At 44.9% G+C, this 24,677-nt stretch carries 25 protein-coding genes and 1 other annotated feature; of the genes, 4 read left to right on the top strand and 21 right to left on the bottom strand.

Annotated elements, in window-relative coordinates:
• Window positions 1-29: 29 nt before the first annotated feature.
• The 6 genes from MKZ04_RS01700 to MKZ04_RS01675 form a co-directional block, all read right to left on the bottom strand.
• On the bottom strand, window positions 30-608 hold the full coding sequence (locus MKZ04_RS01700) for a GNAT family N-acetyltransferase (protein ID WP_341045139.1): 579 nt from the start codon (window positions 606-608) through the stop codon (window positions 30-32).
• A 229-nt stretch (window positions 609-837) separates the two neighbouring features.
• A complete protein-coding gene (locus MKZ04_RS01695) occupies window positions 838-1,761 on the bottom strand; it encodes an ABC transporter ATP-binding protein (protein ID WP_025808307.1) in 924 nt (307 codons plus the stop codon).
• Window position 1,762: 1 nt separating this feature from the next.
• Complete coding sequence (locus MKZ04_RS01690; RefSeq protein ID WP_025808305.1) at window positions 1,763-2,830, bottom strand: ABC transporter ATP-binding protein; 1,068 nt, start codon at window positions 2,828-2,830, stop codon at window positions 1,763-1,765.
• A gap of 13 nt (window positions 2,831-2,843) precedes the next feature.
• The gene (locus tag MKZ04_RS01685) at window positions 2,844-3,761 is read right to left on the bottom strand and encodes an ABC transporter permease (RefSeq protein WP_023856653.1); all 918 of its coding nucleotides are present in this window, start codon (window positions 3,759-3,761) and stop codon (window positions 2,844-2,846) included.
• A 4-nt stretch (window positions 3,762-3,765) separates the two neighbouring features.
• Window positions 3,766-4,701: an ABC transporter permease gene (locus MKZ04_RS01680; RefSeq protein WP_020450932.1), complete on the bottom strand. Its 936-nt coding sequence runs from the start codon at window positions 4,699-4,701 to the stop codon at window positions 3,766-3,768.
• A gap of 94 nt (window positions 4,702-4,795) precedes the next feature.
• Window positions 4,796-6,421, bottom strand: a complete 1,626-nt coding sequence (locus tag MKZ04_RS01675; RefSeq protein ID WP_020450931.1) for a peptide ABC transporter substrate-binding protein — start codon at window positions 6,419-6,421, stop codon at window positions 4,796-4,798.
• A 461-nt stretch (window positions 6,422-6,882) separates the two neighbouring features.
• Window positions 6,883-7,104 (top strand) — a binding site (T-box leader).
• A gap of 52 nt (window positions 7,105-7,156) precedes the next feature.
• Between MKZ04_RS01675 and trpS the strand changes: the two genes are divergently transcribed.
• Window positions 7,157-8,149 (top strand): tryptophan--tRNA ligase, encoded by a 993-nt coding sequence (trpS, locus tag MKZ04_RS01670; protein WP_025808301.1) that lies wholly within the window; start codon window positions 7,157-7,159, stop codon window positions 8,147-8,149.
• Between the two features lie 244 nt (window positions 8,150-8,393).
• On the opposite strand, the gene MKZ04_RS01665 is transcribed toward trpS, so the two are convergent.
• From MKZ04_RS01665 to MKZ04_RS01620, 10 genes are all read right to left on the bottom strand, one after another.
• Entirely contained in the window at window positions 8,394-9,146 is a 753-nt protein-coding gene (locus MKZ04_RS01665) for a YjbA family protein (RefSeq protein ID WP_003180605.1), read from the bottom strand.
• Window positions 9,147-9,368: 222 nt separating this feature from the next.
• Window positions 9,369-10,634 (bottom strand): MFS transporter, encoded by a 1,266-nt coding sequence (locus tag MKZ04_RS01660; RefSeq protein WP_341045134.1) that lies wholly within the window; start codon window positions 10,632-10,634, stop codon window positions 9,369-9,371.
• 292 nt (window positions 10,635-10,926) lie between these two features.
• The gene (gene opp4C, locus MKZ04_RS01655; RefSeq protein WP_003180601.1) at window positions 10,927-11,841 is read right to left on the bottom strand and encodes an oligopeptide ABC transporter permease; all 915 of its coding nucleotides are present in this window, start codon (window positions 11,839-11,841) and stop codon (window positions 10,927-10,929) included.
• Window positions 11,842-11,860: 19 nt separating this feature from the next.
• Window positions 11,861-12,811 carry an ABC transporter permease gene (locus MKZ04_RS01650; protein WP_145624423.1) on the bottom strand — a complete coding sequence of 317 codons (951 nt, stop codon included), beginning with the start codon at window positions 12,809-12,811 and terminating at the stop codon, window positions 11,861-11,863.
• Window positions 12,812-12,889: 78 nt separating this feature from the next.
• Window positions 12,890-14,533: a peptide-binding protein gene (locus MKZ04_RS01645; RefSeq protein WP_003180598.1), complete on the bottom strand. Its 1,644-nt coding sequence runs from the start codon at window positions 14,531-14,533 to the stop codon at window positions 12,890-12,892.
• A 112-nt stretch (window positions 14,534-14,645) separates the two neighbouring features.
• Complete coding sequence (locus tag MKZ04_RS01640) at window positions 14,646-15,629, bottom strand: ABC transporter ATP-binding protein (RefSeq protein ID WP_341047048.1); 984 nt, start codon at window positions 15,627-15,629, stop codon at window positions 14,646-14,648.
• A 42-nt stretch (window positions 15,630-15,671) separates the two neighbouring features.
• Window positions 15,672-16,646: an ABC transporter ATP-binding protein gene (locus MKZ04_RS01635; RefSeq protein ID WP_003180594.1), complete on the bottom strand. Its 975-nt coding sequence runs from the start codon at window positions 16,644-16,646 to the stop codon at window positions 15,672-15,674.
• Window positions 16,647-16,837: 191 nt separating this feature from the next.
• Window positions 16,838-17,626, bottom strand: a complete 789-nt coding sequence (locus MKZ04_RS01630) for a DUF2268 domain-containing protein (RefSeq protein WP_080131316.1) — start codon at window positions 17,624-17,626, stop codon at window positions 16,838-16,840.
• 85 nt (window positions 17,627-17,711) lie between these two features.
• Entirely contained in the window at window positions 17,712-18,950 is a 1,239-nt protein-coding gene (gene fabF, locus MKZ04_RS01625; protein ID WP_003180590.1) for a beta-ketoacyl-ACP synthase II, read from the bottom strand.
• A 21-nt stretch (window positions 18,951-18,971) separates the two neighbouring features.
• Entirely contained in the window at window positions 18,972-19,910 is a 939-nt protein-coding gene (locus MKZ04_RS01620; protein ID WP_003180588.1) for a beta-ketoacyl-ACP synthase III, read from the bottom strand.
• 168 nt (window positions 19,911-20,078) lie between these two features.
• On the opposite strand from MKZ04_RS01620, the gene MKZ04_RS01615 reads away from it, so the two are divergent.
• Window positions 20,079-20,321, top strand: a complete 243-nt coding sequence (locus tag MKZ04_RS01615; protein ID WP_003180586.1) for a hypothetical protein — start codon at window positions 20,079-20,081, stop codon at window positions 20,319-20,321.
• Window positions 20,322-20,373: 52 nt separating this feature from the next.
• On the opposite strand, the gene MKZ04_RS01610 is transcribed toward MKZ04_RS01615, so the two are convergent.
• From MKZ04_RS01610 to MKZ04_RS01595, 4 genes are all read right to left on the bottom strand, one after another.
• A complete protein-coding gene (locus MKZ04_RS01610) occupies window positions 20,374-20,559 on the bottom strand; it encodes a ComZ family protein (RefSeq protein WP_011197761.1) in 186 nt (61 codons plus the stop codon).
• A gap of 10 nt (window positions 20,560-20,569) precedes the next feature.
• Complete coding sequence (locus MKZ04_RS01605) at window positions 20,570-21,523, bottom strand: BMP family ABC transporter substrate-binding protein (RefSeq protein ID WP_080131315.1); 954 nt, start codon at window positions 21,521-21,523, stop codon at window positions 20,570-20,572.
• Window positions 21,524-21,608: 85 nt separating this feature from the next.
• Window positions 21,609-22,184: a hypothetical protein gene (locus tag MKZ04_RS01600; protein WP_003180580.1), complete on the bottom strand. Its 576-nt coding sequence runs from the start codon at window positions 22,182-22,184 to the stop codon at window positions 21,609-21,611.
• Window positions 22,185-22,269: 85 nt separating this feature from the next.
• Complete coding sequence (locus MKZ04_RS01595) at window positions 22,270-23,004, bottom strand: hypothetical protein (protein ID WP_023856643.1); 735 nt, start codon at window positions 23,002-23,004, stop codon at window positions 22,270-22,272.
• A gap of 231 nt (window positions 23,005-23,235) precedes the next feature.
• Here MKZ04_RS01595 and MKZ04_RS01590 point away from each other — a divergent pair, with 231 nt between their 5' ends.
• Window positions 23,236-23,430, top strand: coding sequence for a YjzD family protein (locus tag MKZ04_RS01590; RefSeq protein ID WP_009328851.1), 195 nt, complete (start codon window positions 23,236-23,238; stop codon window positions 23,428-23,430).
• A gap of 63 nt (window positions 23,431-23,493) precedes the next feature.
• Here the strand turns inward: MKZ04_RS01590 and MKZ04_RS01585 are convergent, their stop codons facing one another.
• On the bottom strand, window positions 23,494-23,673 hold the full coding sequence (locus MKZ04_RS01585) for a YjzC family protein (RefSeq protein ID WP_003180573.1): 180 nt from the start codon (window positions 23,671-23,673) through the stop codon (window positions 23,494-23,496).
• A gap of 181 nt (window positions 23,674-23,854) precedes the next feature.
• Here MKZ04_RS01585 and MKZ04_RS01580 point away from each other — a divergent pair, with 181 nt between their 5' ends.
• Entirely contained in the window at window positions 23,855-24,667 is an 813-nt protein-coding gene (locus MKZ04_RS01580; protein ID WP_020450925.1) for an undecaprenyl-diphosphate phosphatase, read from the top strand.
• Window positions 24,668-24,677 lie beyond the last annotated feature (10 nt).

Here is a 24,677-nt window from a genome sequence, read left to right as displayed (position 1 = left end):
TGCTTTTTTATGCCATCTGTTATTCTCATTTAGCTCAATTCATCGAAAATGTTCTTTTGTTTATGATCGTCAACAATCGTAAGGACGTCATCCACATCTTCATAAGATTCTCCATACCACTTCTCATCTTTGTATGTATGGATTTTTTCGTACGTTTCTTTCATCGCGTCAAATACTTCTTTCTCTGTGTTTGATTTTGGAGACCAATACAAAATCTCCATTTTGTTCACTTTGCCGGTTGCGAGTGACCGGCGACGGTAACCAATCGACTCAGCGTGTTTAAAGTTTTCCTTTTGATAAAATTTAAGACGTTTCGCCGTATCGGCATCATCTTCATCCACGGGCTCGACTTCGAGGAGGACCGGTTTGTTTTTCTTTTTCAGCTTCTCAATCAGCTTGGAACCAAGTCCCTGTCCTCGCGCGTCTTTAGAAACGAATAAATAGTCGATGAAAATAAAAGAGTCGAATTCGGCGTACATCAACACATGATGACGGCCTTCTTCTTTATGGTAAATATCGTTTTGTTCCTTTAACAATGCTTCCATGTGCTCTTTTGATTTCATTTCTTCAATTGGGAAATACTCGCTAAGCTTCTCATACCAGTTCATTGATTTGCTCCTTATGGATGTTCTAATTTCACACTTTAGATATACCCGCTTTCTTTTTAGTTTAAACAAAATCTTTTTAGAAAGGAGCTTCAGTGAAGCTGAGCATGTTACCTACATATACTAAGACGGTTGTCTCCCGCGAAGGTTTCAAATTTTTTCTCGAAAAATTGCCGGCGGTTGTTCGGCATAAAAAAAAGACAGCCTTGTGACGGCTGTCTTCCTGCTTCGTTTATTTGGTTTGATAGGCTTTAAATTCTTCCTCTGTACACATGACGAAATGGCCGGGCTTTACTTCGCGAAGCTCCATCTGTTCGTCGCCTTTCAGCTGGTGGACGCTTGGATCATACGTCTTCCGCACGCGTGTACGCTCATAATCCGGATCAGGGAGCGGAATGGCGGAAAGCAATGATTGTGTATACGGATGAAGCGGATTTTCATACAGTTCATCTGCCGGCGCCAATTCAACAAGCTTCCCAAAATACATGACGCCGATCCTGTCGCTGATATATTTGACCATCGACAGATCGTGAGCGATGAAAAGGTATGTAAGCCCTCTTTCCTTTTGCAAATCCTTCATTAAATTGACGACTTGCGCCTGAATGGACACGTCCAGAGCGGAGATCGGTTCATCGGCAATGATGAATTCCGGCTCGACCGCAAGCGCCCTTGCGATTCCGATCCGCTGGCGCTGTCCGCCGGAGAATTCGTGCGGATAGCGGTTCGCGTGCTCTTTATTTAAGCCGACGAGTTTGAGGAGTTCATGAACGCGCTCAAGCCGCTCTTTTTTCGTTTTGGCCAAACCGTGGATGTCAATTCCTTCTGCGATGATGTCGGCAACCGTCATCCGCGGGTTCAAGGAAGCATACGGGTCCTGAAAAATCATCTGCATCTTCCGGTTGAATTCGAGAAGGTCCTTGGCAGACTTTTTGTCGTGGACATTCTTTCCCTTAAACAAGACTTCTCCGGAAGTCGCTTGATACAAACGAATGATCGAACGGCCGGTCGTCGACTTTCCGCAGCCGGATTCACCGACAAGACCGAGCGTTTCTCCTTTGTAAATGTCAAAAGAGATTCCGTCAACAGCTTTCACAATCCCTTTCGGCGTTGAAAAGTGCTGTTTTAAATTCTTGATTTCGAGCAGTTTTTCTGCCACATCATTCACCTTCTTTCACTTCAACCGGTTTTTCATACTGATTTCTAAACTCCTTCATCTTGCTTTTGACAGCCGCCGGCGGCTCGACTTTTGGAGCGTCCGGGTGCAAAAGCCATGACTTCACATAGTGTGTATCAGATATTTTAAACATCGGCGGTTCTTGTTCAAAATCGATTTTCATTGCGTAAGGGCTTCTTAATGCAAAAGCATCGCCCTTCGGCGGATTGGTCAAATCAGGCGGAGACCCCGGTATCGCCATTAATTCTTCATCACCGTCGTTGTCAAGGCTCGGCATTGATGCCAAAAGCCCCCATGTATACGGATGCTTCGGGTTGTAGAAAATCTCGTCGACCGTACCGATCTCCACAATTTGTCCCGCGTACATGACGGCGACTCTGTCTGCGACATTCGCGACAACGCCGAGATCGTGCGTAATAAAAATGATGGATGTCTCGATCTTTTTCTGCAATTCTTTCATCAGCTCTAAAATCTGCGCCTGAATCGTCACATCAAGAGCTGTCGTCGGTTCGTCCGCGATTAAAAGCTTTGGATTGGCTGCAAGCGCCATCGCGATGACGACGCGCTGCCGCATCCCGCCGCTGAATTCGTGCGGATACTGGTTGACGCGGCGTTCAGGCATCGGAATTCCGACCAGGCTGAGAAGCTCTACCGCCCGCTTATTGGCCTCTTCTTTTGAGATCTTTTCATGCTTAAACAGCACTTCTGTGATTTGACGGCCGACTTTCATCGTCGGGTTCAAAGAAGTCATCGGATCCTGAAAGATCATGCCGATCTCTTTTCCCCTGATTGACTGCATTTGTTTTTCCGTTTTCGGAACCAGATCTTGTCCGTCAAATAAAATTTGTCCGTTTTTAAAATAGCCCGGCGGCATCGGAATCAGTTTCATAATCGCCTGCGAAGTGACGCTTTTGCCTGATCCGGATTCTCCGACGATCGCAAGCGTCTCTCCTTTGTCAACATGAAAGTTGACGCCGCGGATCGCCTGTACTTCTCCGGCGTATGTTTTAAAAGAAATGGCTAAATCTTTCACTTCAAGTAAGTGTTTCATCTTTCTCACTCCTTTATTTACGCAGCTTCGGATCTAAAGCGTCGCGCAGTCCGTCGCCGATAACGTTGAATGCAAACATGGTCAGACAGATAAAAGTAGCCGGGAAGAACAGGCGCCATGGGTAATATTCCAATCCCTGCACACCGTCTGTAGCCATCGTTCCCCAGCTTGCAAGCGGCTGCGGAACCCCGAGGCCGAGGTAGCTTAAAAACGCTTCATAGAAAATAGCCGTAGGCACGGTTAATGTCATGGTGACCAAGATCGGGCTCATGATGTTGGGCAGCAAGTGCTTTCTGATGATGCGCGAGTTTTTCGCTCCCAAAGTTCTTGAGGCGAGCACAAACTCCTGATTTTTGAGCTGGAGTACTTGTCCACGGACGATTCTCGCCATGTTGATCCATCCCGTAATAACCATCGCGACGATCATCGTGACCAAGCCTTTTCCCATCACTACGAGCAGCAGGATCGTCATTAATAAGGAAGGAATCGCCCATAAAACATCTGCAATTCTCATCATAATTTCGTCAGTACGTCCGCCTCTGATGCCTGATATCGCACCCCATATCACACCGATCAAAACGTCGATCAGCGCGGCAGCCAGTCCGATTGTCAGCGAGATGCGTGCGCCGACCCATGTACGGACGAATACGTCCCTTCCAAGGTCATCTGTTCCAAACCAGTGCTCGCCGCTCGGCGGCTGGTTCGCATTCGTTAAATCCGTTTCTTCATATTGAAAGCTTGAGAATACCGGCGCGAAGATAGCCATCAGAGCGATCAGGATCAGAACCACCAGTCCAAACAGCGCCAGCTTGTTTTCTTTAAATCTCAAGAATACGTCTGTCCAAAATGAAAGGTTTTTCTTTGAGATCTTTTCGGCTTCGCTATGGTCAACAGCTGCAGGTTCAAACATGTCTTTTGGTATTTGCTGCATCCTCTTACTCCCCTTTCTTAGCGCCAAACAGTTTAATGCGCGGATCAATTAAGCCGTATAAAAGATCGACAATCAAGACGCAAAGCAGCAAGATTGCCCCGAAGAAGACGGTAACACCCATGATCACCGTGTAGTCTCGGTTCGTAATGCTGGTGACAAAGTGCATGCCGAGTCCCGGTATACCGAATACTTTTTCGACGACAAACGTTCCTGTCAAAATGGACGCCGCCATTGGCCCCATATATGTAACAACCGGCATGATGGCATTTCGTATCGCATGCTTAAACGTAACTGCCGGTGTGCTCAAACCTTTTGCACGTGCCGTGCGGATATAGTCGCTGCTCAACACTTCAAGCATGCTCGAACGAGTCAAACGGGCGATAAACGCCATCGGCATCGAGGCGACTGCGATGGCAGGAAGCACAGTATGTCCCCATGACTCCCATTGTGCGACAGGGAACATGCCCAGCTTCATTGCCAGCACGTATTGAAGAAGTGCAGCCATGATGAAGTTCGGAACAGAGATCCCAACAACCGCAATGATCATCGCTGTGTAGTCCTGCCACTTGTTTCGCTTCAGCGCAGCGATCACGCCGAACAATACGCCGAAAGCGAGCGCAAGGCAAATCGCTTCCAATCCAAGTGTAAAAGAAATCGGAAAACCTGAGCTGATCAAGTCGTTCACAGTTTGTCCCTTATATTTAAATGACGGCCCGAAATCCCACTTTGCTACCGATACTAAATAATCGAGATATTGTTTAAAAAGAGGCTGGTCTAAACCATAGTAGGAATTGAGACTGGCTTCAATTGCAGGGGGAAGTTTCCTCTCGCCTGAAAAGGGTCCGCCCGGTATCGCTCTCATCAGGAAGAAGGTAGCTGTGACGATAACCCAGAGAGAAATTAACATATAAACAAGACGACGGCCTAAAAATTTAATCAATTTTACACACCTCCGAATATTCAGTCTATTAACTTCTTTTCATAAATAAAAGTATATGGGGGGAAGTCTAAACCCCATATACTTTCATGCAATTTTATTCAAAATGCGCGGTTTTGAAATAGATCTCACCAGTACCAGTTAAAACAAAGTCTTTTAAGCTTTCATCATGAAGATACGGCATTGTGTAGAAGTAGATCGGTGCGACCGGCAGCTCATCCATGATGATGCTTTCTGCTTCTTTCATCAGCTCGATGCGTTTCGCTGAATCAGTTTCTCTCGATGCTTTATTCAGCAGCTCTTTATACTTTGCGTTTTCCCAGTTCGTATCATTGTTTCCGCCTTCTTTGTCGCGGTATGTTTCAAGGAAGTTCATTCCGTCGTTAAAGTCGGCGGTCCAGCCTAAACGGCCGATTTGATAGTTTCCTGCATGGAGCTTATCGATGTATACGTTCCATTCTTCATTGCCTAATTCGACATCTAAGCCCAGTTCCTTGTTCCACATTTCCTGAACGGCTTGAGCGATTTTTTGGTGTGCTTCATCCGTGTTGAAGGAAAGCGTGATTTTCGGAAGGTCTGACGCTTTTTTCAAACCGAGCTCTTTCAAGCCTTTTTCCAAGTATTCTTTCGCCTTATCAACATCATGGTCTTTGAAATAGCCTTTATTTGACTCAAAGCCGTGGACTGCCGGCGGCACTAATCCCATCGCAGGCAGCTGTTCCGCTTGCGTGATGTTTTTGACGATCGCTTCGCGGTTGATCGCGTATGTCAGCGCCTTACGGATGTTGACATTGTTCAGCGGAGCCGCTTCAGTGTTGAATTTGTACAGGTAAACCGATGCGAACGGATCAATGTTCAGGCCTTCTTTTTTCAGGCTTGGAATCGCATCCGTTGAAATCTGGTCAAGCGGCTGTCCTACAAAGTCTAGCTCGCCTTTTTTGTACATGTTCAGACCAGTGTTCGGATCGTTGACCATCGCCATATTGATTTTCTTCAGCTTAACAGCGTCTTTATCCCAGTACTGGTCGTTTTTCTCCAGCACGATGTTTCCGCTGTGCTTCCATTTCGCCATTTTGAAAGGTCCGTTAGATACGTAGTTCTCATCTGCGTTTGTGTACCATTTCGCATTCTTCTCTGCTACCTTTTTATTGACTGGCATATATGTGTAGAATGCTGTCAGTTCAGTAAAATACGGTGTCGGTTTTTCAAGCTCGACTTTTAAAGTCTTATCATTAACAGCTTTAACGCCGACATCTTCAATTTTCCCTTTGCCGGTGTTCGCTGCTTCTCCGCCTTTTAAGTAGTAAAGCTGATACGCATATTGCGATTCGTTTTTAGGGTCGAGCGCCCATTTCCATGCGTATTCAAAATCCTCTGCTGTTACAGGATCTCCATTTGACCATTTCGCGTCGCGGAGCGTGAATGTGTATGTTTTTTGGTCGTCGCTGACTTCGATTTTTTCGGCTGCCGCTTCAACCGGCTTTCCATCTTTACCGATTGTCGTCAATCCTTCAAAAGTCTGACGAAGCACGTTTGCAGACACCGAATCGTTTGCGAGTCCCGGATGTAGTGAAAACGGTTCTGTTTTAATGTTGACATTTAATGTGTCTTTCCCTTTGCTGTCTTTTTTACCGCCGTCACCGGAGCTTGAGCCGAAGCCGCAGGCGCTGAGGACGAGTGTGAAAATGAGCATTAAACTGATAAATGACAAACGCTTCTTCAAAGAGAAACCCCCCCAATTTCTTGTTTTTTTAGTTCCTTACTCCTGAACATTCAGATTTATCATAAAAAAGTAATAGGCCCACTTGCCATACTTTTTCCTCTGTTTCGTCTTTTCTGAATATTTGTTATGTAAGAAACCTGTAACACCGAGGTGAACAAATTCATTATAATTAATAGAATAATTTATTGCAATATTAATTTTCAATTATTTTTTTATTCAAACTATTTATGATTGTCAGGTTTTCTGCCAAATGTACAAATACACTTCTCTGTTTTAAAGCGTAACCACATTAAAAGGAAAGTTTATGTTTTACAGGTTAAAACGTTTTACACATATAACATTAACCATTCTTTATATCGAACCAGATGCCGCCGCGCCAACTTTATTCAGCCCGGTATTCGTTTTCTTTTCCCCAAGGCTGTCGACTTTCATTTAAAATTTATATATAATAAAATTATGAATAACATGCGATGAAGAAGAAGAGTACACATTTCTTCCCATTTAAAGAGAGTCCGCGGTGCTGGGAGCGGATAATGGCGAATGTGGAATGGGCTTCGGAGCAGCTGACCGAACACGGATAAGTAGGCTCAGCCGGAGAAGACTCCGTTACAAACGTCTAGAGCGATTTCATTTTGACCATAATGAAATAATCAGGGTGGCACCACGGTTCATTCGTCCCTTTTCTTTTAAGGGAAGAATGGGCCTTTTTATTTTGAAATGGAAAGAGGGATTCACATGAAAAAAACGATTTTTTCCGGTATCCAGCCGAGCGGCTCTGTCACCCTCGGTAACTATATCGGAGCGATGAAGCAGTTTGTCGACTTGCAGGATGACTACAACTGTTACTTCTGCATCGTCGATCAGCACGCGATCACAGTCCCGCAGGACCGGCTCGCGCTGAGAAAGAACATCCGGAACCTTGCCGCGCTGTATTTGGCGATCGGCCTCGATCCGAAAAAAGCGACGCTGTTTATCCAATCGGAAGTGCCTGCACACGCCCAGGCGGGATGGATGCTCCAGTGTGTCGCCTACATCGGCGAGCTTGAGCGCATGACGCAGTACAAAGATAAATCAGCCGGAAAAGAAGCCGTCGTCTCCGGGCTTTTGACATATCCTCCATTAATGGCGGCGGACATTCTGCTTTATGGAACAGACGTCGTCCCTGTCGGAGAAGATCAGAAGCAGCATCTTGAATTAACCCGGAACTTGGCGGAGCGTTTCAATAAGAAATATAATGACATTTTTACGGTTCCGGAGGTTAAAATACCGAAGGTCGGCGCCCGCATTATGTCGCTTGCCGACCCGCTCAAAAAGATGAGCAAATCAGATCCGAACCAAAAAGCGTTCATCACCCTGCTCGACGAACCAAAACAGCTCGAGAAAAAAATCAAAAGCGCTGTCACGGATTCCGACGGAATCGTCAAATATGATAAAGAAAACAAACCCGGTGTATCCAACCTTCTGACGATCTATTCGATTCTCGGACAAGTCTCAATCGAAGAGCTTGAAGCAAAATACGAAGGCAAAGGCTACGGCGAATTTAAATCAGAACTTGCCGAAGTCGTCATCGGCGCGCTGAAGCCGATTCAAGACCGTTACAACGAATTGATCGAATCTGAAGAGCTGGACCGGATTTTGGACGAAGGCGCCGAACGCGCAAATCAAACAGCAAACAAGATGCTGAAAAAAATGGAAAACGCGATGGGACTCGGCCGAAAAAGACGCTGATCCAAAAACACCTTCCGATTGTACGATAATCGGAAGGTGTTTTTCATAGAGAACAGCCGCAGCTCCGCATTCACTTGCCTCCGGATCACGATATTTCTATAATAAATGATTCAAAACACATGTCTCCAGTCCTTCATTGACCGCTTTGTCAGGAAGACAGCTCATATTTTTTATTTTTCAATATAGAATTTTCGCTTTTACAAATAAAAAGACCGCCGCACTTCCGGCAGTCTTTATTCTTAATTTAGTTGACTTTAGACTCATTCTCAATTTCCCAAAGCTTTTCAAAAAACGGCTGTCCTTTAATCAAATTTTCACAAAAGTCCCTGTGTTTGTCTGACCATCCGTCGATCGTCTCATTGAAAAGCATGTCCCAGATTTCTTCAAATGTCATGCGCTTGATCTGTTCATACATATACGGATTCCATTCGGTGTACCAATAAGCGATCTCGGCCCGGTTTTGGAGCCCTTTGAGCTGATCGAGCGCCATGAACAGCAGCTGTTTGAGCTGGCGTTCTTTTCTCGTTAATCCTCTGACATGCTCCGGTGATAAGGATAAAATGTGGTATTCTTTGGAAGATTGCAGCTTCTCTGGTGCAAACTCGTAAGTTTCCGCTTCAACGTCCTTCACCATTTCATAAACGAGCTGCTCCTGTCTCGGAATGAGGCGGCTTTTTCTTACCGGTATTGTGTAACCGGCCGTATCGACCGCGAGAATACCAATGCCGTCCGTTACGACAAAACAATGATCAAGCTGTGTCCGCTCATGATTTTTGCGAATATACGCTTTTTGATGAACCTCGTTCAATAATTCGGCCGGAAGCTCTGACAAATCATTTTCTATGTAGTGAAACAAAACGGACGACACCCTTAACAAAGGCACCTGGTCAAGCAATTCAACACTGTCTTCCTTCCGCCATTCATGAAAGTGGCAGACGTTGTAGCCATTTTCTTCTCCCTCAAACCAATTCACCCACACATCATGAAGAAACAACATTTCTAACCCCTCACTTTTAATAAAAACTGTTGTCCACAGTATAGGCAAGGGGGAAGGAATTTATTCCAAGCGGATGAGATTATGGCAATCGCCATCAAAAAAGCCAAGGGCTTGCATCCCTCAGCTTTTTATTTAATATTCTTCGGATCAAGCGCATCGCGGAGTTCAGACAATGGGCAAAATCATCACGACTAATGAAGCAATTCCAGTCAAGCTCACACATTATTTATTTAGAGCGTTTGTAAAAAAGCTATATTCTTTAGCGTTTATTCTTTCAGATGAAGGAATTGATCTTAAAGAAGACTGAAACACCCAATAAACAGATACAAACAGCATGGCAATTCCTCCTATAAAGAAAACCTTATCGCTGCCGATCAATGACGCAGTAAACCCTCCCAGCAAAGATCCAAAAGGAGCTGCTATGCTTGTCAAACTTGCGATAAAAGAAAAAACTCTCCCTATAAACTCTTCCGGCAGTATGCTTTGCAAAATGGACATGAAAATAACGTTTGTCACGCCGATGGATATTTGAGACAAACCAAATAAAATAATCGATATGTATGAAGAGGTGGCGATCGCCGAAATACTCCATAAAACCCCTGAAATGAAAAATCCGTATATCGTAAGTGATCCTATCGCGAATCGGCCAAACACTGTTGCTAATATTGAACCTAACAGTAAGCCGCATGACATGGAAGCCAAATAATATCCATAGTATTCTTCTCCTCCTCTAATCGAAGAGAAGCTTGGCAATATCACAATCGTCGCACTAAGCATGAAATTGGAAATCATCGAGCCCAAGAGGATTTTTGGAATGAGAGAATGACGAATGAGTGTAAATCCCTCTTTTATATCCGATGTATAATTGTGTATGACTTTTTTGAAGTGGAATCGGGGCTTATGTTCTATCTCATTTTTTTGTTCTAATTTTACGCACTTAAAAAACAGCGCCGCTAACAAAAAAGTGAAAGAGTCAACTAAGTATATGCTTATAGCTCCTGCCGAAGCAATCACAATACCTGCAATACCGGTAAATATAATATCTGTACCCTGATATGAAAATGACATAAGTGAGTTTGCTTTAACCAGATCTTGATTTTTGATTATTTTAGGCAGTGCGGCAGATTGCGCTGGATAAGTAAATTGCTCAATGAATACGATAAGAGGCATAATCATCATGATGATCCAAATGTTCAAATACCCAATGAAATAAAAAAGCGGAATAATCAACACCAAAATAGCTTGAATGAGTTGACTCCAAACCAAAACTTTATTTAATCTGACTTTATCAACAATCGGACCTGTTAAAAACTGCAAAACAGTGGGAAACATCGTTAAAAAACCAGCTAATCCAGAATAAAATGTACTTTTTGATAAATCAAACACGAGCCACATTGCCGCAACTGTATACATACTGTCCCCAATATTGGTTACCAAACGCCCCAATATCAAGAATAAAAAGTTTTTATTTTTCAATACGCTTAACATCGTTAAAACCTCTATTCATTTAAAAAAGCGATTTATTTTTTTGCTACGACGTTCACTTCTTCATCTAACAGTTCCAAAAGATCTTCAGGAGTTGGAAGACCTGCTTCTGTTTGAACAAAGTGAGATACCAAAGATTTACGAATGATATTCCCTTTGGTACCTCATTTATGAAAGTGTTCTTTATCGACTAACAGGAAACATTCGTTCAATGTCCACTACATACATTCATTGAAACTAAATCTATTGACCTTCCATTTTGTTAAAATATTTCCTCTGTAATACACTGCATAAATCATTTAATATTCTTCGGATCAAGCGCATCGCGGAGTCCGTCGCCTAAGAAGTTAAAGCACAGCACAGTGAGCAGGATCATCAGGCCCGGGAACAGCGGATACCACCACGCCTGGATCATGATCGTAAAGTTCTGTGCATCCTGAAGCATGTTTCCCCAGCTTGCCATCGGCGGCTGAACCCCGAATCCAAGATAGCTTAATGCCGATTCCGCAAGGATTACGGTACCGACGGAAAGCGTCGCGGCAACGATAATCGGCCCCATCGCATTCGGAAGGATATGAGAAAAAATGATTTTGTAATTTCTTGTACCGATCGTTTTCGCCGCCAAGACGAACTCCCTCGACCTCAAGGACAAAAACTCGCTCCGGACAAGGCGCGCTGTCGTCGTCCATCTCGTCAAGGCGAATATTAAAATCAGTTTATCTATGCCCGGCTGGAAGATGGTGACCAGCGTGATTAACAGAAAGATGTCGGGTATGGATAATACAATATCCACCAGTCTCATCATAATAGCGTCGATTATTCCGCCAAAGTAGCCGGCGATTGCGCCGACCACCGTACCTATCGTAATCGATCCAAGTACAGAGGCAAAGCCTACAAGTAAAGAAACCCGAGCCCCATAAAGTAAACGGCTGAAAATATCTCGGCCAAACTTGTCTGTTCCCATTAGATGTTCACCACTTGGCGGTTTTAGCTTATTCAGAAGGTTTTGCTGTTCCGGCGGGTATGGAGCGATCACCGGAGCAAAAATCGCTGATAGGATAATAATAAATAATAAAACTCCTCCAATTACCGCCAGCTTGTTTTTATAAAACTTTTCAAAAAAGATTTTTGTCATTGTCTCGGGCTTTGGTGCGACATTTTCCTGCAATGTGATCTCCGGCGAAGGTGTCGATGGATTTGTCTGTGTCATGAATCAATTCCCTCCTTCATTAATACTCAATCCGCGGATCGACCATTGCATAAAGAATATCCGCAACTAAATTCCCAATGACAACAAGTGTGGCTGAAATAACCGTCATTGCCATAATGACAGGATAGTCCCTCTGGAAAGCAGAGTCGACAAACAGCTTTCCAAGTCCTGGCCAACTGAAAATCTGTTCAGTAACGACAGCTCCGCCGATGAAAGAAGGAATCATCAGACCAAAGATCGTAATAACCGGAAGCAAACCATTTCGAAGCCCATGCTTGTACACGACACGATTTTCTTTAAAACCCTTTGCTCTCGCTGTCCGCATGTAGTCTTGCCTGAGCACATCAAGCATGCTCGATCTCGTGTAGCGGGTGAGTCCCGCCATATCTGCGGTCGCCAGGACGAATGCAGGCAAAATTAGATGATGAATGCGATCCCATAAACTAAAATCAGCATTCAGAGTCATAACGCCCCCGGTTGGAAACCATCCTAAATTAACAGAAAGAAACATGATTAGAATCAGTCCAAGCCAAAAATTTGGGACAGCAAGACCGATAAATGATGTGAATGTGATGCCATAATCCAATTTAGAATATGGCCGCCTAGCTGAAAGCACTCCAAGCGGGATCGATATGAGGAGAGCCAAAATGGTTGAAACGAGCATTAACAATAACGTATTCGGCAGCCTCGCCATAATCAAATCAGTCACTGGCGTTCCTTTTCTAACGATTGAAGTACCGAAGTCACCTTGAACCATATTTCCGAGCCACTTTAAATATTGAACGTGTTCAGGTTCATCCAACCCGTATTTTTCAATGAATTTTTCACGGTCTCCCGCGCTGATGGTCGGATCCATCATCAATGCCATTGGATCTCCCGGCGCTGCTTTCATAATCGCAAATGACAAAATTGTAATACCAAATAATATTGGAATCGACATGAGCGTCCTTCGAATGATATATGTAATCATTTTTTATCCCCTTTTTTAAAAGTCATTAAGAAGGAAGGGAAGGAAGCTGCAAGCTACACTTCCCTCAAGGGATTCTCGTTATTTTTGATCCAGCCACCAGTCTTCGGCTTTATAGAAATCTTCTTTCGGATGGAATACGTAGCCTTTCATATTTTTAGGCATCGCTCTATGGTAATTCGTATAATACAAGAATGTATACGGCTGATCTTCCGCCAGAATTTCGTAAATATCTTCATACGCCTTTTTATATTCTTCACGGTCCTTCAACGTTTTAGCTTCATCCAGCAGTTTATCAAGCTTTTCATTTTGATACCAAACATAGTTTAGTCCTTTTTCAGCTTCTTTCGAATGGAAAATGTTGCTCTGATCAGGGAACGTAGCAAGGCTCCAGCCCATGATCATCGCATCAAAATCCCAATTCGGCGGGTTCATTTGTTCAATTAAAGCACTCCATTCAACAATCTGCGGTTTTGCTTGAATCCCAATTTCTTTTAATTGCTGCTGAACAACAACCGCGAGGTCTTCCCGTGTTTTGTTTCCTTGGTTCGTTTTAATAACGAAAGAAAACTTTTTGCCGTCCTTATCTAAAATCCCATCACCATCTGAGTCTGTCCATCCTGCTTCTTTGAGCAGTTTTTTTGCTTTCTCTGGATCGTATTCAAACGTTTTAAACTTATCTTTGTTATCCGGGTAGTTCCATGAAAGCGGGCTTTCCGGGATGTTCGCGATTTCCCCATCTCCATCTAGAACTTGGTCAACGAGCGCCTGGCGGTCAAGCGCATGTGTCAGCGCTTGGCGAACCTTTTTATCCTTAAACAGCTCATTTCTTTCGTTCCAGCCGATATACGTATAATTCAAACCTAAATCGGTTTCCATCTTCACATTGTTAAATTTCTCGGCCGTTTTATAGTCTGGTCCTGGTGTAACGACCAAGTAATCGACATCTCCAGCTTGCAGCTGTGACAGCGCTGCATTTGAATCCGGAATAATTTTATACGTGATCGAATCTAAATGAGGACGCCCGGCATAATAATCATCAAAAGCCTCAACCTTTACATATTGTCCTTCTTTCCATTCTTTAAATTTAAACGGTCCTGTTCCAATCGGATTCTTTCGATTGAATTCGTGTTCACCGAGTTTGCTGATTGGGACATCTTTTAAAATGTGCTTAGGCAGAATACCGTAACTGGCAAGTGTAACATTGTAAAAATACGGATCCTGCTTCTTTAATTTAAACTGCACTTCATATTTACCTTTTTTCGTGACAGACTCTATCATTTTAAAGTTTGAGCCGCGTTCTCCAACGTATTCATCACTCATCGGAATGCTGTAAGTAAAAACGACATCGTCGGCTGTCATTTCTTCACCGTCGTGAAACTTGACACCTTCTTTTAGCTTCACATCGAATGTTAACCCATCCTCCGATTCCTTTACTTCATCAGCGAGTTGGTTTTCCACTTCAAGTTTCTCATTAACGTCTAACAAAGTGTTGTAGATCAGTCTTTCAATATCTGAACTTGCTGTATCAGTTGAATACAGTGAATTAAACAGCGTCGGTTCACCTGTGGATCCAGCAATCAGATCTCCGCCCTGCTGCGGCTTCCCGTCAGATTTGCCTTCTTTTTCATCCCCTCCGACTTCGCCGCTGTTGCAGGCCGTTAGAAAAATCGATAAGATCAGCAGCAAGCTTAAAATTGAAAATCCTGTTTTGCGTTTATTCATTTTATGAATTCCCCCTTATTAAACTGTTGTCCTTCTTTCCACCCGATTGACCCCCGTTTTTTAAAGAAGACATTCCCCCTCTCAAGGATTTAATATGTGACGGCCTTCCCCTTTATTCGTAAAGGTGACATGCCACGAAATGGTTTGTTTTCACTTCCTTGAAAGCAGGTTCGACTTCCGCGCAAATCGCTTTTGCGGCCGGACACCTCGTATGAAAGACACAGCCTTTCGGAGGGTTTGCGGGACTCGGCAGCTCGCCTTTTAAAACGATTCGCTCCCGCTTTGTTCCGCCTTTCTTCCTAGTGACGGGAACGGCGGACAGAAGCGCCTGCGTGTATGGATGAAGCGGGTTGTCGTACAGCTCATGCTTGTCTGTCAGCTCCATCATTTTGCCGAGATACATGACGCCGACCCTGTCGCTGATATGGCGGACGACGCTCAAGTCATGGGAAATGAACAAATATGTCAGATTGAATTCTTCCTGAAGCTCTTCCATCAGGTTGATCACTTGAGCCTGGATTGACACGTCCAATGCGGATACCGGTTCATCGGCGATAATAAGCTCCGGATTTAAAGCCAGCGCCCGCGCGATTCCGATCCGCTGGCGCTGCCCTCCGGAAAATTCGTGGGGATAGCGGTTCGCAAACGACGGGGGCAGCCCGACCTTAGCCAAAAGCTCTTCGGCTTTTTCGTTGCGCTCTTTGAAATTGTACATATGATGCGTGTTGAAGGGTTCTTTGATGATGGAACGCAGCGTTTTTCTCGGGTTCAGTGAGGCAAACGGATCTTGGAAAACCATCTGGATGTTTTTGCGGACACTCTTTCTCAACGCTTCTTCCGACAAACTTGAAATGTCGCGGCCTTTGTAAAAGATCTGTCCTGCCGTCGGTTTATAAAGGCGGATCATCGTCCGTCCGGCGGTCGACTTTCCGCAGCCCGATTCACCGACAATGCCGAGCGTTTCGCCGCGTTTAAGCGAAAAGCTGATGCCGTCCACCGCTTTGACGTCGCCGATTTTTTTCTGAAATATCCCTGAGCGGATCGGAAAGTACTTTTTGACATCTTTCAGCTCCAGAAGGGATTCTTGCGGGTTCATTTCCTGTCCGGGCTGTAATCGTTCAGCTGATGAAGTCATCCCTTATTCTCCCTCCTCATATAAAAAACATCTGACAGACCGGCCGTCCGGACGCGTCTTCAAGTCCGGCTGCGCGCCCCAGCATTTGTCGCCCGCACTCGGACACCTCGGAGCAAACCGGCAGCCGGCCGGAAGGTTGTCAGGCGTCGGCACATTTCCTTTAATGGCTGTTAATTTTTCAATGGAGCCTTCAATAACAGGGATGGAGTTTAACAGTCCTTTTGTGTAGGGATGCAGGGGTTCATCGAATAGTTCATCTACTGTGGCATTTTCAACAACTTGTCCGCAATACATGACGATCACGCGGTCCGCAATTTCGGACACAACGCCGAGATCGTGGGTAATGAGAAGTATGGAGGTATCGAATTTGTCGCATAGGTCTTTCATCAGTTCCAGCACTTGCGCTTGAATGGTGACGTCAAGCGCTGTAGTCGGTTCATCCGCGATGAGCAGCTTCGGATTGCAGCTTAAGGCAATGGCGATCATCACCCTCTGCCTCATGCCGCCCGACAGGCGGTGCGGATATTCTTTCATCAGCTCGCCTGCCCTCGAAAATCCGACAAGCTTTAATAATTCTACCGCTTTTTTGGCAGCTTCTTTTTTCGATAGCTTTTTATGATAGATCAGCACCTCTGTGATTTGTTCGCCGATCGTCAAAACCGGATTGAGCGAGGTCATCGGCTCCTGAAAAATCATCGAGATTTCATTTCCGCGGATCTTGCATAAATCTTGTTCTTTGTATGTAACGAGATCCCGTCCTTCGAGCTTGATGGAACCGTTCATGATCTTTCCGCCCGAGCCCTCGACGAGTCCCATGATTGACAGAGACGTGATGCTTTTACCGGATCCCGATTCACCGACCAGCGCCACGGTTTCTCCTTTTTTGATTGAAAAATCGACGCCGTCCACTGCGGGTATCGGCTGTTTTTTTCTGAAAAAATAAGTTTTTAAATCATTGACTTCCAGCAATGCGCTCATCCAGATTCCCCTTCCATAGACCAGAAGTTAAATATTACGAAAAACTAATATATTACTTTTTTAGAATTTTCTTAATATGACTGAATTATCTTAAAATTTTATAGTTGTATATTATTACATAATCATTACAAAATCAAGGAGTTTTTTTATTTTTTGTAATAATATTAATTTAATCCCATAATTTTAGTATTTTAAAGCGATAGCTTTATAAAGTCTTCTGAAGGGAAGGATAAAATGTCGGCAACCTTCAAATTTCGAGCCGATAAATATTTTTTTACAATACTGTAACCGACAGCATATCCGAGCATGTCGGGGTAATGCCCTTTTCCAAATAAAATATTGGAGAATAGTCGGCTATCATGTCGGCGCAGCTCGAAATGAGGCTTTACGAACCGATCCTGAAAATGACGAAGCTGTTTTTCGGAGTAATATGACGTCCATGCAGCTGTTTCGGCTTCCCCCAACCGTTCGAAAACGGCATATTCCGCGATGCCTTCGAGAATGATTGTATCAAGCAGCGTCATCTTTTTTTCTTCTTTCGGCATATTTTCTAACCGGCAAACGTGATTATATTCGTGCGTCATGATCGCAGAAATCGATGACCGGGGAAGATCGGCCGATAAAAACAAAAATAATTTGTCGCTGAACGCAAGGCCTGATTTCGAGCCGAATTCGACGCGGATTTTGCGGTTTCTTTCATCGACCGGCAGGATGAAAATCGGAACATCCGGCCCATTCCATCTTTTGCAGAGCAGCTGTTCTTCCCGTCTGACATGCTGAAATACGCTGTTTTTCTTAAGCTGCTTCATCGTACGCTCGCCGTCCGTCCACGAACGGAACATGCCGTGGGTCTGCAGGTGGCTGACAATCGCCGCCGCATCCGCTTTTGAAGTGCCTTTAAAATACGGCAGGAGAAAGCTTGACAATTCCCGCACGGATGAAGCCTGTTCAAGCCATTCATACGTGCTTGCTATACTCATTTAGATCACACTCCTTTTTCATCTGTATGGTATGCACGCTAAAAAAAACGGCCACCATCTAAAATGGCAGCCGTTTTTATTGCGGTTATTCATATTTTTTGAAAATCAGCGTTGCGTTGTGTCCGCCGAAACCGAGCGAGTTGCTGAGCACAACATTTACGTCCTGGCGGCGGGCTTGATCCGGTACATAGTCCAGATCGCAATCTTCATCAGGCGTTTCGATATTGATTGTCGGAGGAATGATGCCTTCCTTAATGGCAAGGACGGAGAAAATCGCTTCGATGCCTCCGGCAGCCCCGAGCAAGTGCCCTGTCATCGATTTTGTCGAGCTGACGGCAAGCTTGTAGGCATGCTCTCCGAACACTTCTTTAATGGCGATCGTTTCAAATTTATCATTGTACGGCGTGCTTGTTCCGTGCGCATTGATATAATCAATGCTATCAGGAGACAGACCCGCATCTTTGATCGCTTCTTTCATGGCTCTGACGCCGCCTTCCCCATTTGGCGCAGGAGCCGTGATATGATAGGCGTCTCCCGTTGATCCGTAGCCGACCACTTCCGCGTAGATTGTCGCTCCGCGGTTTAACGCGTGCTCAAGCTCCTCAAGAACGACGATTCCCGCTCCTTCTCCCATGACGAAGCCGTCGCGGTTTTTGTCAAACGGGCGGCTTGCCGTTTTCGGATCCGGATTAGTGGAGAGCGCTTTATTGGCGGAAAAGCCGGCAAACGACATTCTTGTAAGCGGGGCTTCCGTTCCGCCGGAGATCATGACATCTGCATCGCCGCGCTGAATGACTTTAAAGGCGTCGCCGATTGAGTTCGTACCCGTCGCGCAAGCCGTCACCGTACAAGAGTTGACCCCTTTTGCACCGAGAGAAATCGAAATCTGGCCGGTCGCCATGTCAGGAATCATCATCGGTACAAAGAACGGGCTGACGCGCCGCGGTCCTTTTGTTAAAAATGTTTCGAACTGCTGTTCAAGCGTTTCAAGGCCGCCGATCCCAGAACCGACCCAGACGCCGACCCGGTCTGCGTTGCTCTCGTTAATGTCGAGCCCCGCGTCTTCCACGGCCATTTTCGCCGACACAACGGCATATTGTGTGAAGCGGTCCATTTTTCTCGCGTCTTTTTTATCCATGTAATCTTCTATCTTAAAATCTTTCAGTTCCGCGGCTACTTTAGCTGGATACTCGTCCGCGTTCACCCTTGTAATCGGGCCGATTCCGGAAACCCCGTTAACCGCGTTGTTCCAGCTCGTTTTGACGTCATTACCAAGAGGTGATAAAGCTCCTAATCCGGTAATGACTACTCTTTTACTATTCATAAGTTGCACCTCACCTTTCTTTTATCGGCCCCAGCGCATGGCGATGGCTCCCCATGTCAAACCTCCGCCGAAGCCGACCATCACAATGACGTCACCGTCTTTTATTTTACCAGCTTCAAGCTCTTCCACAAGAGAAATCGGAATAGAAGCAGCTGATGTGTTTCCGTATTTATGAACCGTTTTAGACATTTTTTCGACTGGAAGCTCCAAACGTTCGCGCGCCGCTTCCATGATCCGGATGTTGGCTTGATGCGGCACCAAAAAGTCGACATCCTCTTTGGATAATCCGGCTTTTTCAATGACATTCACACTGGATTCGCCCATTTGGCGGACGGCAAACTTGAACACTTCTCTGCCATTCATGATTGTATGATCTTTTTCATCCAAGTACAAGTGCTTTCCGCCTCTGCCGTCTGCACCGAGCTCAAAAGACAAAATCCCTTTATCGTCGCTGACAGGCCCGACAACTGCGGCGCCCGCTCCGTCTCCGAACAGAACAGCGGTATTGCGGTCATCCCAGTCCGTAATGCCTGAAAGCTTTTCAACTCCGATGACAAGCACATGCTTATACGTCCCGGCTTCGATAAACTGTTTTCCAGTGACTAAACCGTACATAAAACCGGCGCACGCTGCGCTGATATCCATTGCACAGGCATTGAATGCACCGAGCTTTTCTTGAATCATGCAGGACACTGTCGGGAATGCCTGGTCAGGAGTAACGGTGGCGACGAGAATCATATCAAGATCTTCCGCCTCGATGTTTGCGTCTTCCATCGCTCTTCTAGCGGCGGCCACAGCCATGTCGGATGTTTTCTCATCTTCAGCTGCGATTCTTCTTTCTTCTATGCCTGTTCTTGTACGAATCCACTCGTCAGAAGTTTCAACCATTTTTTCCAAGTCGAAATTGGTCAGCACCTTTTCAGGGATGTACCGGCCGATTCCAATAATTCCAGCTTTCATAGGAAAGACTCCTTTATTCATGATTTTTTCCAACTAATGTTATGAGTTATTATTAGTATCTGGTACTAATCCTACCCTATTTTTTTTTAGTTGGCAATATATTCGTCTAATCTAGCAGACCAAAACATTCATATAGTAGTGATATATATGAAAAAGGAGGGATGAAGAGTGGCGAACGACGATTTTTTCACAAAAATGATGTTTGGCGCAAACGCACCCGGCAGGCATGAAGAGACGGAGACGGATGCGGAAGCGGAAACCGCCGAAGACGCTGAAGTATCCCAGGAAGCCGATTATATGCACGTGTTGAATCAGGTTGGAGAAATTATGGATTCGCTCGATGAGCTGAAGCCTGTGTTTAAAGAAATCGGCTCAATGGTCAGCGCTTTGAAAAATAAGATTTCCATATAAAAAAGCCACTTCTTCTGAAAAGTGGCTTTTTAAGCGTTTGCGGGCGTTTAAGTCAGGCGTCTGAACCGGCTTCCGCTTTACCGAGCTCGTAAGCCTCGGCCATCACTTTCGTAAACAAGTTCATGAATGGCTCAAGCATTTCCGGGGAAAGTTCGATTCCCGCTTTCTCCATCTCTGCTTTCGCTTCAGGAACGTATTTCATGGCAATTTGCAAAAATTCCATTGATTTTTCGTGCATCTTGATCACCTCAATGTTCGTTTGGCAGTTTGTTTGTTTTTTTGTATTCGTCAATCAGCCGATTCATCTTTTCTTGAAATGACTGATCGACAACAGGGCTGAATTCTCCCATTTCGATGACGCCGTCTTGAATGTCAAATGAGCGCTTGCCGCCTTTAAGCGTTCCTTTATTAAACTCGTCGGCGGTGAGTTCATAAGCGTCGTCTACATGCTGTATGGTGCTTGTCAAAACGACATTCTCACCCAATTCCGACTGGTCGCTTACATATCCGATAGCGTACAGCCCGTCCTTTTTGATTTGTTCAATGACAGGGACATTATACCCGTCTCCGGCCGGATACACAACATCCGCGCCTGCCTTCTTCATTTTTTCATACAGTTTGACGGCATTTTCGCTGTCGTCCCACTGGCCGACATATTCTGTCATCACCTCAATGTCCGGATCGAGGTATTTAGCCCCTTCGGAAAATCCTTCTACTTCAGGCTGCCATTTATACGTTGCGAGCACGCCGATTTTCTTTGTTTTTGACTGATGGGCCGCCGTCATTCCGCCGAAGAACCCCATCGCTGCTCCTTCAAGCGATATGCTTGTCACATTTGGGTGATCGGCTTTCGAGTTCATTAAAACAAAATGAATATCAGGATAATCTTTGCATATCTCATTAAAGGCTTTTTCATATTCGCTTCCGTGCCCGTAGATGAGGTTGACGCCTTTTTTGTGAAAATCTTCTACAGCCATTTTAATGGCAGCGTCATTATCGATTCCCTCTTTATAATAGACGTCGACATTGTAGACGGATTGTATTCTTAATAATCCTTTATATCCTTTGGTTCCCCATACTTGGTCATTTATCGTATCAGGGACAAGCAAACCGACTTTTTCAATTTTCCCTTTCAGCGGCGATTGTCCGCAGCCGCTTAGCGCCAGGAGAATGAAAAAAATCGCGACAAGCCTGTACACCATGCCATGTTCAACTCCCTTTCGAAAAAACAGCAATTCAAATCTATCTTTATTGTATCCTTTCAAGTGTAAATTAGGAAGATCTTTCTTATTTTTTGTCGAAAAATGTAGACATTTGTCTGATCCATTCTTCAATGATCTCATCGGCTTTATCGTATGGCGTCTTCTGTACAAACTGCAAATCTGAAAAATCTTTTTCAACAGCACAGGCAGCGGCTTGTGCGGCCGCGTCGTTCACAAAAAGCGCTCCGTCCCTGTTTTGTTTATCCTCTGCCCTGACGTCCCACGGACCGAACAGATCCGGAAGCACGATCAGTTCAACACCCTTTTCCTCCATGCCGGCGCGTAAATCCTCTTCGAATTGTTCCTGGTAGACAAACAGAATAACAGGCTTGTTTTCAACGCCTGCAGCCAGCGCTTCTTCCGGCACTGAGCCTGTGTATTGGATGAAGACTTGTTCGTACGGGGCTTCAAGCTCTTTTTCGATGAGACGGAAATGCTCGTTTCTTCCCAGCCACATCAGCCGCTCTTCGAGATACATCAGCTTTTTTTCGTCGCTTGTCTGTTCCAGCTTTACATCTATGTCAACACCCTCTTCAAGTAGATGTTCACAAAATGAAAGGCCGAAGAACTCATCTGCTCCATATACAAGTGCCGGCTTCATTCGATGGACCACCTTTCGTTTCAGCTTTTTTTACCAAGCAAAAAACAGCCCTTTCATCATTTTCGGGCTGCTATTATTCTATTCTCTATAAGACTTTTTCATGCGTTTTGAAAAAGTTCGCGATTGCTGAATGAATGCGCTGAGGATGTTCGGACAGGTGCAAGGTAAGCCCCACGCTGTGACGGCCTTTAAGCTGGCGCTCCTCAAACGTTTTGGCATGGATCATATACGGATACGGTGAGCCGTTCAGTCTTTGCCAAATATGAACGGGTACGAGATTGTGATAAGGGGATATGCTTTTGAACGGATAATCGGCTGCCTTCCGCTCCGTAATTCCGTAGCTTTCGGCAATTTCTTTAATAAACTGTTTGTAGAAAAACTTGTTTTCTTTTTCTCGTTTATGATGAGCCTGAAGATCGAGGCAAGGATTAACCATCGCTGCAGAACGTATTTGGTTCGGGATCGAGCGAAGGAGCTCATCTGCAATGAGGGCCCCTGTGCCTTCCGCCAATAGATGAATTTTTTCATTTAAAATCTCTTGTTTGAACACGTAATGAATCAGCTGTTTGGCGTATGCAACCGCTTTTTCGGAGCCCCAGTGCCTGCCGAACAAATTGCTGTTTACCAGGGTATAGCCTTTGTTTCTCAGGCTCGTTAGAAGCTGATTTCTTCCGTAATGCTGAAGCCAGAAGCTCGAATCTTCCCCGACAAAATGGTTCCGGTCGCCGAAAATGAACACCAGAAAACCGTTCGGCCTGTACGGAAGATGAACCACGTTCCATTCTGAATCCATTTGAAAAAAACGTTCGGTTATTTTCATCACTTGCCTGCCTCCTTCCTGCCGTAATCTGCTCATTATTTTATGTCGTACGTGCAGCAAACGAATAAGGAAAAGTCCCAGTCTTCATGATGAAAAGTAAACTTTAATGAAATACCCTTTCTGATATTTCTGAAAACAGAGTTGAAAGCCCTGTCTTGTTCACTAAAATGTCTTTTCCAGCTGGCTATGTATATGGTATGATAAGTTTTAGAATTGAATGAGAAGGACGAGGTGGGAAACGTGCGATTTGTGGTCGCTTTTTTCTGGACATTTCTTTTGACGCAGATGGCCTGCTACATTGTCGGCGCCATGAACGGTGCTGGGTATGACCTTCAAACCAGTGTCATTATGGGCTTTATCATCACCGCAGCCGTTATTGTTCTTGGAGAAATTATGCCTGTTAAACAGGATGCAAGTCAACATTAAAACCCCGGCTTTTGAAAGCGGGGTTTTTTGCTTTAGACAGACAGCCGTCGGACGGCTGTTTTTTTAAGGCTTTCTTTTATATGTCCAGAGCCGGTTATGGTTGGAGGTTTCAGGGAAGAACTCGCCGGCGCTCAATTTGATTTGTTGAGGGTTCTGAACCATGCTTCCCGTTTCGCCGATCTCCACATACACTCCATTATTGGGCGCTTTTTGGCCCGGCCGGAATTGACGCTGCTGTCCCATTTGCTTCACTCCCTTTTATTATTAGATTGCCCCACTCTCCCAAAAAACATGTCGATTTTATCTTTACATCTGTTTGCTTTGTATAGTTTAATGAGAAAAGTGTTCCGAAAATTAAAACGAACCGCCCGTTCATTCCGTCTTTTAAAAGGGCGTCACAACTTGTGGGAAACGGAGGAGTATCATGGATTTTTTAATGTTGATCAAGTATATCCTTTTAGGGTTGCTTCAGGGACTCACAGAGCCGATTCCTGTTTCTTCAAGCGGCCACTTGGTGCTGGCACAGCACTTTTTAGGCTTGAACATTGAAGGCTTCAGTTTTGAGCTTTTAATGAATGCCGGTTCTTTGATTGCCGTATTGCTCGTTTATAAAAACGATATTTTCAGGCTGGCGGTAAACGGACTGTCTTATGTCACATCAAAAAATGAAAAAGGAAAAGCGGACTTCAGGTTTATCATCTATCTGATCATCGCCACGATTCCTGCCGGTGTCATCGGTGTTTTATTTGATGATGAGATTTCGGCTTTCTTTAAAGACGGCGTCCGGATCACCGCGGTTACTTTGCTGATCACGGGTCTGGCATTGTTTCTCATTCGCAATTTGCGCGGCCGCAAAAACGACGGCGAAATCAGACTGAGAGACGCCGTGATCATCGGCTTGTCGCAAATGGTTGCACTTGTTCCCGGCATCAGCCGTTCGGGAGCGACGATCGTCCCTGCGATGGCGCTCGGCCTCAAATCTGAAACCGCGCTCAGGTTTTCATTTTTACTGTACATACCGGTCAGTCTTGGCGGGACCATTTTAAGCATTACCGATATTTTTCATGATCCGCGTTTAGGGGAGCTTTTCCTTCCTTATTTGTTTGCGTTCATTGCATCGATTATCGCTACATACTTTTCATTGCGCTGGTTCATGAATATTATGGCGAAAGGAAACTTGGTTTATTTCTCGATTTACTGCTTTGTCATCGGCATCGCCGTTTTGATATTCGCCTAAAAAAACAGCT

The organism is Bacillus sp. FSL W7-1354, from assembly GCF_038002405.1.
In the GTDB taxonomy this organism is placed as follows: Bacteria; Bacillota; Bacilli; order Bacillales; family Bacillaceae; genus Bacillus; species Bacillus paralicheniformis.
Note: the sequence above shows the minus strand (reverse complement) of the source record. Positions and strands in the feature narration are given on the sequence as shown.